This window comes from Azospirillum brasilense (genome assembly GCF_008365405.1).
In the GTDB taxonomy this organism is placed as follows: Bacteria; Pseudomonadota; Alphaproteobacteria; order Azospirillales; family Azospirillaceae; genus Azospirillum; species Azospirillum brasilense_D.
Genome location: NZ_QOKV01000031.1, coordinates 46,123 through 53,820 on the forward strand (window position 1 = coordinate 46,123; position 7,698 = coordinate 53,820).

At 58.8% G+C, this 7,698-nt stretch carries 5 protein-coding genes and 1 pseudogene; 4 read left to right on the top strand and 2 right to left on the bottom strand.

All coding sequences use genetic code 11. The features are described 5' to 3' along the window. Window positions 1-250 precede the first annotated feature (250 nt). On the top strand, window positions 251-3,166 hold the full coding sequence (locus tag DS837_RS28855) for a tetratricopeptide repeat protein (protein ID WP_149167887.1): 2,916 nt from the start codon (window positions 251-253) through the stop codon (window positions 3,164-3,166). A 66-nt stretch (window positions 3,167-3,232) separates the two neighbouring features. Here DS837_RS28855 and DS837_RS28860 read toward each other — a convergent pair whose 3' ends face one another. Beyond that, window positions 3,233-4,543, bottom strand: coding sequence for a tetratricopeptide repeat protein (locus DS837_RS28860; RefSeq protein ID WP_149167888.1), 1,311 nt, complete (start codon window positions 4,541-4,543; stop codon window positions 3,233-3,235). Between the two features lie 95 nt (window positions 4,544-4,638). Further along, complete coding sequence (locus tag DS837_RS28865; RefSeq protein ID WP_170296031.1) at window positions 4,639-5,148, bottom strand: dTDP-4-dehydrorhamnose 3,5-epimerase family protein; 510 nt, start codon at window positions 5,146-5,148, stop codon at window positions 4,639-4,641. 237 nt (window positions 5,149-5,385) lie between these two features. Here DS837_RS28865 and DS837_RS33380 point away from each other — a divergent pair. The 3 genes and pseudogenes from DS837_RS33380 to DS837_RS28875 form a co-directional block, all read left to right on the top strand. Then, window positions 5,386-5,512: pseudogene (locus tag DS837_RS33380) on the top strand (transposase); the annotation flags it as partial. A 55-nt stretch (window positions 5,513-5,567) separates the two neighbouring features. Next, on the top strand, window positions 5,568-5,822 hold the full coding sequence (locus DS837_RS28870) for a hypothetical protein (protein WP_149167889.1): 255 nt from the start codon (window positions 5,568-5,570) through the stop codon (window positions 5,820-5,822). A 148-nt stretch (window positions 5,823-5,970) separates the two neighbouring features. Further along, the gene (locus DS837_RS28875; RefSeq protein WP_149167890.1) at window positions 5,971-7,044 is read left to right on the top strand and encodes a TylF/MycF/NovP-related O-methyltransferase; all 1,074 of its coding nucleotides are present in this window, start codon (window positions 5,971-5,973) and stop codon (window positions 7,042-7,044) included. The last annotated feature ends 654 nt before the right edge of the window (window positions 7,045-7,698 follow it).

The window sequence follows — 7,698 nt, forward strand, 5'->3', positions numbered from 1 at the left end:
GGCATCACGAATAATAACAAATTCATCATTACTCACATTTCATGTTTGTTTTTGATTTTTTGTATATGGAAATATTTTCATTTTTGCCCATCTGTGATGGAAAGAACTAAAAAACGACGCGGCGTGCTCCATCGCTACTTCAATGTTAAAGGCTGTTATTGATGGTTCGATAGCACCAGCACTATTATCCTCAACCGGCGTGGCTCTCTTCCTTGGGTTGCCCAAGCCTTAGAACATTTGGAATCGAAAGATGGAAACGACACGGGTGCATTCGGGCGCAATTGATGTTGACGCCATCCTCACTGCAGTTGAGACGCACTCCTCCTTTCTGGAGGGCCGGTTACCATCCGTGTCCGTCGACTTGGCGATCACCGCCTCGTTGAGGACTACGCTCATCCAGTCTCCCAAGTCCGCGGCCAACCATCGGGCCTTAGCTATTCTCCTGCTTGGACAGGGCCAGGCCGCCGCGGCAGCCGCAGCGGCCTTTGCCAATCTGGAACTGGCCCCGGATGACCCGGATGCCTTGCATCTGATGGGCACGGTGACGTTCGTTTTGGGCTGGAACACGGCTTGCGAAGCTTATCTGCGTGCCGCGCTTGCCGCTGATCCTCTGCGCACCACGACGTGGCGTAATTTGGCCAGCCTTTTTTATGCGACTTCCCGGGAAAAGCAGGCGATGACAGCCTATCGCCATGCCGTTTCGGTCACCCCCGGGCTGGCTGAACCGTGGCGCAACAAGGCGCGCACCGCACTCGCGCTCAAGCGCGGTGATGAGGCGGTTCGGGATTATCGGCGTGCCATCCACCTAACGCCGGAGCATGCCGAAGCATACCGTAACCTCGGCAATGCTTATTTGTCCATGAACGAGCGGAATGCCGCGGTCAAATGCTTCCGACATTCCCTGACCATTGATCCGGCATTGCCGGAAGTGAACCGTAGCCTCGCCGATTGGCACTTTCTTAATCATAATTCGGAACAGGCGGTGCGCTACCAGGAGCGGCTTGCCCGATTGAATGGCGGTGTCCTTCCTTCGGTGACGCGGTTGGATCGCGCTATGGCGGCTCAGGAGAGTTGGCGTCAGAACGAAAGGGCGGCCATCGGCGCCAGCCGCGAGTTGCTGGGCGCAGTGTGGGAGGCCGGCTGCCGATCGGCGCGGCTGGCGGCGGCTCTGGCCCGGCTTGCCGCTCTCGACGGCGACAGGGAATTGGCACTCGCGTATCTAACCTTGGCCATGGACAACGACCACAGCGTCCGGCGTGGCTGCGAGCGCGCGATGCTTCGCTTGGCGGAAGGCGATGTCGAACGCGCCACGGACGAAGTGGTCGCGTTGCGGCTCACCAACCTGGATGAGGTCGACGCTTGGCTCTGCTCCCTCCTAAGCCCACAGGTTTCGTCGTACGACGTCCTTGGCATTGTTGAGACTGTGTGGCTGCAGTGGTTGGCCGATCTTGCCGTCACCCACGCCCGAGCGATGCGCGGACTCATTGCCCGGCTCATCGCCTCCGGGCCGACAACGCCAATCCTCCGCTGGATGGAAAGCTACTTGGCCGTTCTGTGCGGTGACGTGAGCGCTGGGATCGCCAGCATGAAGCGCTGGATCGATGGCATAACCACCAGCGATAATCATAACCACATAGAAAATTTCCACTGGATGTGGAGTGTCGCGAGACACCTCATCGAAATGGGCGATCTGGACTCGGCGCAGCAAGTTTGCGATCTGTTCCTTTCGAACGAGGACCTTCTGAATTACGCATATGCCAACTCGTTCCAGATCATTGGCGCTTATTCCGGGCAACTGGATCTGTGGCTTGAGCGATTGTTTTTTCATATCGATCGCCTGATTAATAATATGAAAAGTGATGATAATGCCGTCGACCGGCTGCAACGGTATATTCTCACCACTTCTTTTCTGGCGGGGGATGATAAATATTATGATCGCCTATGTGCATTTGCGGTCGATTTACACAAATCCCGTCTGCCGCCCCCCACGCTTGAGGCTGGGCTCCGCCCGACTACAGAGGTCATAGAGCGCAAGCTTCGGATTGGCTATGTCATCACGGATTTCCTTCATCAGGATCTTCCTCCTGAACAGCACATCCTGCGTTATCACAACCGTGAGCGGTTTGAGATCGTCGTCTATTTTTTCACCCCCAGAACTCTGCCCCAATCCCGGCGCCTGACCGGTGTTCCGCCATTGCTAGCCTCGTTTGATGGGGTGGTCAGAAATATGACCAACCGGTCTGCGGAGGAGATGGCGCGCATCGTCCGTGAGGATCGCATCGACGTCCTTGTGGACGTGGTGGGGTGGTGGGCTACGGAAGTGCCCGAACTGTTCGTCCAGCGCCCCGCACCCCTCCAGGTTACCTGGCTTGGGCTGGGGCGTCCGGGCAAAGCGGGCATCATCGACTACATAATCGGAACGGACGCTTTGTTTCCGCGCAGTTTCGATGATCGGTACGCGGAAAAGTTCATTCGCTTTCCCGGCAGCTACATCCCGCCCAAGCCATTGTTGGATCCCATCGCGAAGACCCCGCGGCACCTGCTCGGCATTCCCGACGGCGCCTTTGTGTTCCTTGGCTACCATCAGACCATGAAGATCACCCGCGCCTGCCTTGCCCTATGGATGGAGATCCTGCGCCGCGCCCCGAACAGTGTTCTGCTTCTGCCTTCCGGAATATCGTCTAAGGAAGTTTCGGCGCTGCTGCGTCATCACGACATCGCGCCGGATCGCATCTACCTTTTGAATTGGGTCCGTACGGAGGCCGAAAACATAGCTCGCATCGGAGTTGCTGACCTCTATCTCGACAGCTTTCCCTTCAATTCGGCTGCACTGACCGGTTTCGATGCGATTCGCATGGGTGTTCCCCGGATTACCTTGTCCGGCGACGCGCTCTATTCCCGCTTTGGGCAGGTTCTGCTGGGTGCTCTTGATCTGGACGAACTCGTGTGTCGGGATCAGGGCGAATACGTGGATCGAGCAGTTGCCTTGTACGAGAATCCAAAGGAATTGCAGCGCATCCGCGCAAAGATGGCCGCAGCGGCCGTCGACAATCCGTTGATTGAGGCAGAGCCGCTGATGCGCAAGCTTGAAACGGTCTATGCGGCCATATGGGACCGCCATCAGCGTGGTGAACCACCAGCGGGATTTGATGTCCCGCCCACCTGATTCAGGCGCCGCGCCCCTTCTTGGGCATCGTCCGAAGATCGATCCGTTGGAACGGAATTTCAGCCTTTACGCGATCGGGCGGGATGCCAGGTCGCGAAAGGCGGCATCGGCGTCGGTCTGAGGCGTGCGCGGACGCAACCGATGATGGATGGCGAGTTGATCAGGCATGTGATCGACAACGCGACGGCACAGCCGCTCCGCTTGCGTTCGATCTCCCTTTTGGCGAAAAGCAAGCATCAGATTGACCATCGGCCAAACGTTGGCCGGTTGGAGCGCCATGGCGCGCCGATGGGCCGATGCCGCCTCGTCGACGCGGCCGAGAACGGCCAGGGCCAAACCGAGGTTGGTGTGGAGCCAAGCCGATTCCGGATCGCCGGGCAGAGCCTCCCGGCAGATGCGCACGGCGTCCTCCGGCCGGCCGGCCACCAGCTCAGCGAGGGCGTGGTGCCCGGCCCAACTCCTTTGCTCCTGCAGGGCGGCAGCCGTCGAAGCTCTGGCCTCCTCCGGCCGCCCGGCGGCGATCAACGCCAGCCCCAACTGCGCTTCCGCCCAACCCTGGCTCGCTTCGATCCGCGCCGCTTCCTGCAGACGCTGGACAGACATCTCAATGTCCAGCGTGATCATGCGCAGGAAGCCTGATTGGCGAAGAGCCGAGATCATGGTGGGGTCGAGCGTGTAGGCGCGCTCGTAGGCCGTGATGGCCGGGCGGATGTGCTCGGTGCGTTGGTGCTCCTCAGCAAGATAGAAATAGGCCACGGCCCGCGACGGGTGGAGAAGCAGCAGGCGGCGATAATGGGAAAGCGCCGCCTTATGCTCACCTTGGGTCCATGCCAGATAACCCAGTGACGCTTCTGCCCAGATCAGGTCCAACGCATCGTCTTCCGGAAGGGCGGTCAGGCGAGCCAAGCGTGCGGTGAACTCCGCATCCAAGGCTAGGGCATCGGCCGTCCGGCCGTCCTGCCACGCCTTGGTTGCGAGCACTGTCGTGAGTGTGATGATGTCGCGCGCGATGTCGATGTCCGGATCGAGACGCCGAGCTTCGTCCAAAGCGGCTTTCGCTTCGTCTGTTTCCAAGCGATTGAGATGCTCCCGACCGATGCGCGCCAAGGCCAGTGCGGGGAAATTAGGATTAACGGCGCGCGCCCGTTCCTGAAACACGCGGGCCTCATCCGACCGCCCCAGGCGGGCGAAAAGAGAAATCAAACGATACGTGGCCTCGACCCGATTCGGGTCAATGGCAACGGCCCGTTCATAGGCCTGCACCGCAGACGGAAACGAGCCCTCGCGCTCCAGCCCGATTCCCATGGCGTAGTGATAATTTGAGAAGGTATCTTCCCGAATTCGCTTGCGCCAAGCCTCGATGTCTTCGGACTTCATTTCTGTTTCACCACACCGATCGCCGCATCCATCTCGATGCGGCGATTATATTCCATTGCCCAACGCGGTTCGATGGGAACCTCTCCCGGCTGTAGTCAGAAACCAGCGTCGCGTGTCGACAGAATCGGATCCTTGACGGGCCAGTAGATGCCGACATCCGGATCGTTCCAGCGGACGGTGAACTGCGAACCGCGATCGTAGAAGGTCGTCTGCTTGTAGTGAAAGATCGCGGACTCGCTCATCACGAGATGCCCATTGGCGAATTTTGGCGGGATCAGAACCTGCCTGCGGTTGCGGTCGGACAATGTAAAAGTTTCCCACTTCCGATAATTCGGCGATGCCGGATCCCAATTGACGACAGCCAGCAGGAAACGCCCCGACAAGCAGGACACCAACTTCCATGTTCCTTCGTCGCCGTGAAGCCCTCGCAGAACGCCGCACGTCGAAACCGAAATGTCGTCTTGGACGAATGCCTGCGTGATGCCCGCGTCCCGATAAAGGGCTTCGTTGTAGAGTTCGACATATTCCCCACGAAAATCTTCGAACCGCGTCGGTGGCTCGATCACCAGAACACCCTCGAGCGTCGCCTTTGTCACCTTCAGCATGCCGGTCTCCCATGAAAACATCCCAGTGCCGGATATCCGACGCGAGCCCGATGGTCAAGGCAACGGACACCGGGTTGTCGAGGGCGCATTCAATAATGGGTTGTTAGGGTAAGGCAGGGAACTATGTGCCCCGAACGTGATCAGGTAAGCGCAGGGCGGTTTCCGTACCTTTGGCATGGGAGCGGAGATGCGCGCGCAGGCGGTAGAACTGGTGGCCGGCATCATCGACCGGATCGAGAGCTGACCGGGGCGAACGCGACCAACCGCGGCAAGCCCGGGACCAAGTACCATGTGGTCGTCTCGACCGACGGCCTGCCGCTGGCGGTCGTCCCGTCGCCCGCCAACGTGCATGACTCCGGCTCCTTTCGGATCTGCTGCGCCTGGCCCAGGTCGTCTGCGCAGCCATCGGCAGGCTCTACGTGGACGCGGGATACGACAGCGCCGACAACCGCTGGCTCTGCTTGCGCGATGGGGTCCAGCCGCACATCCCCAAGATCGGCGAGCCCCACGGCTCGGAACTCGGCAAGGTCCGCTGCGTCGTCGAGCACGGCTGCGCCTGGCTGCTGGCGAACAAACGCTTGGATTGCCGACAGGACAGGTTGAGGCGGATCATCCTCGCGCGGCTCACCGCGGCGGCCATTTTGATCCTCGTCAACCGGCTCAGCGCGTTCTAAAAACCGGCCCTTAATTGGAAATCAGCTTGATTGTTTTGATGTGAAATTTGATTAGAATGGTTGACCGCGCACCGGCGAGACTTCCGATTGGGAGCATCTTCTGCCGACGTCGGTGAACCTTCAGAACTGGTCGGACATATCTAAGAGCATGCTGAACATCCAAGAGCTTTTTGAAGATCGAGAAATCTGGTTGTTCGGCGCGGGGCTGGGTGGCCGGATTGCCAAGACGATCATTCAGGACTTCCTGGGCCGGCCGATTGCCGGGTTTTTGGACAATCGTGAACTTTCCGATTTCTGCCTCCTCCCTGTGATTCGGCCGGATCGGATGGCGCCGGGGATTGCCGGGCGAGCTCTGGTGATCAACACCGCACAAAGGTTCGGAGAGGTGCAGGCGCAGCTTTCCTCCCTAGGGTTCATCTCCGTCATCAACGCTTGGCCGGCGCTGTCCCATATCATTGAGGACATTGTCGCCAGCAATCCCAACGCCTCGCCCTTCAATGGACAAGATGACCGGATGCGGTCTTTGATCCGAAATACTTTTCACGAGGTGATGACGACTGAGAACGGCTTGCTTGATCGTGTCGAGGAGCGGGTAGACCGGTCGCTGGTCAGCCATGTGCCGCACATGCTGGCACGGAATTTCGATTACATGCGGTGGCACGCTCAATCGGCGGTCCGGTATCACGACTGGATGGACCACATGCGCTATGCGATTGGTGCCGTCGAACTCGACGGCCTGCATCTCGAATTTGGCGTTTTGGCCGGACGCACGATCAACTTCATCGCCTCACATATCGTGCCGCGGATCATACACGGTTTCGACTCCTTTCTCGGCCTCCCGGAGACATGGTACGGTAATGCCGCGGGCTATCTGAGCCAAAGCGGGCGCCTTCCTCAGGTTCATTCAAATGTCCAACTGCACGCCGGCTGGTTCAAGGACACCCTAGGCCCTTTCCTTGCCGAGAATGCCGGCCCTATTGCCTTTGCTCACATTGATTGCGACGTCTACTCCTCAACAGCCGAAATCTTCGAGCACACGGGAGACCGTTTCGTAACAGGTTCTATCATTGTGTTTGACGAATATTGGGGGTACGAGGGGTGGCGCGAACATGAATACAAAGCATTCCAGGAATTCTGCAGAAAGCGCAAAGTTGCCTACGAATATCTGTCTTGCGCCGTTCAGGGGGGGAGCGTTGCTGTGCGCATCGTTTCCGTAGGGTGAGAATGCATGATGAAACCGGCTTTAGGCTGTCGGGAGCAGCATAGCAGCTCTCTCTCGGACTCGATGCCTTTTAGCCATGGCTGCATTGGCATAACTAACTGGCACTGGTTTCACGTTATGCGTTTGAATTACTATGGTCGTGCTGTCTCGTTTTCACGCTGATTTTGTTTCGTCGGCTTGAGAGCCTGCTTCGGTGACTGGCGTGTGATACACCATTCTGATGGAGGGTAGGTTTGATCTTGCCCCGGTTCGGTGGCTCTTGCGTAGTTTGCGTGGATGGTCTGGATTGCAGTAGCGAGCAGACCGGTTCTCCCGCACTTTGCGTGATGCCGGTGATAACGGACGCCAGGGATGAGCACATGAGGTGAACATCGCAACAACTTCAGTTCACCGTGACCAAGCGCCTCCTCCCCGTGATCCCCGACGGTCTCTGCGTCGAGCATGTTCTGCCGGAGCCGGACCGCATCACCATCTTCGTCCGCCCTCGGCGCCGGTCATCCCGTGTCCGCGTTACCACGCGCCTTCATCGTATCCGGCATCGCCTCCCCACGTAGCCCAGGTTTCAGCCGGTCCGTAGTCTTCCGCGCGTACCGATCAGCTGCGGGAGGCGAGGATGGGATCGACGGGGACGGGCTCGGGCGAGTCGTTCTGGCG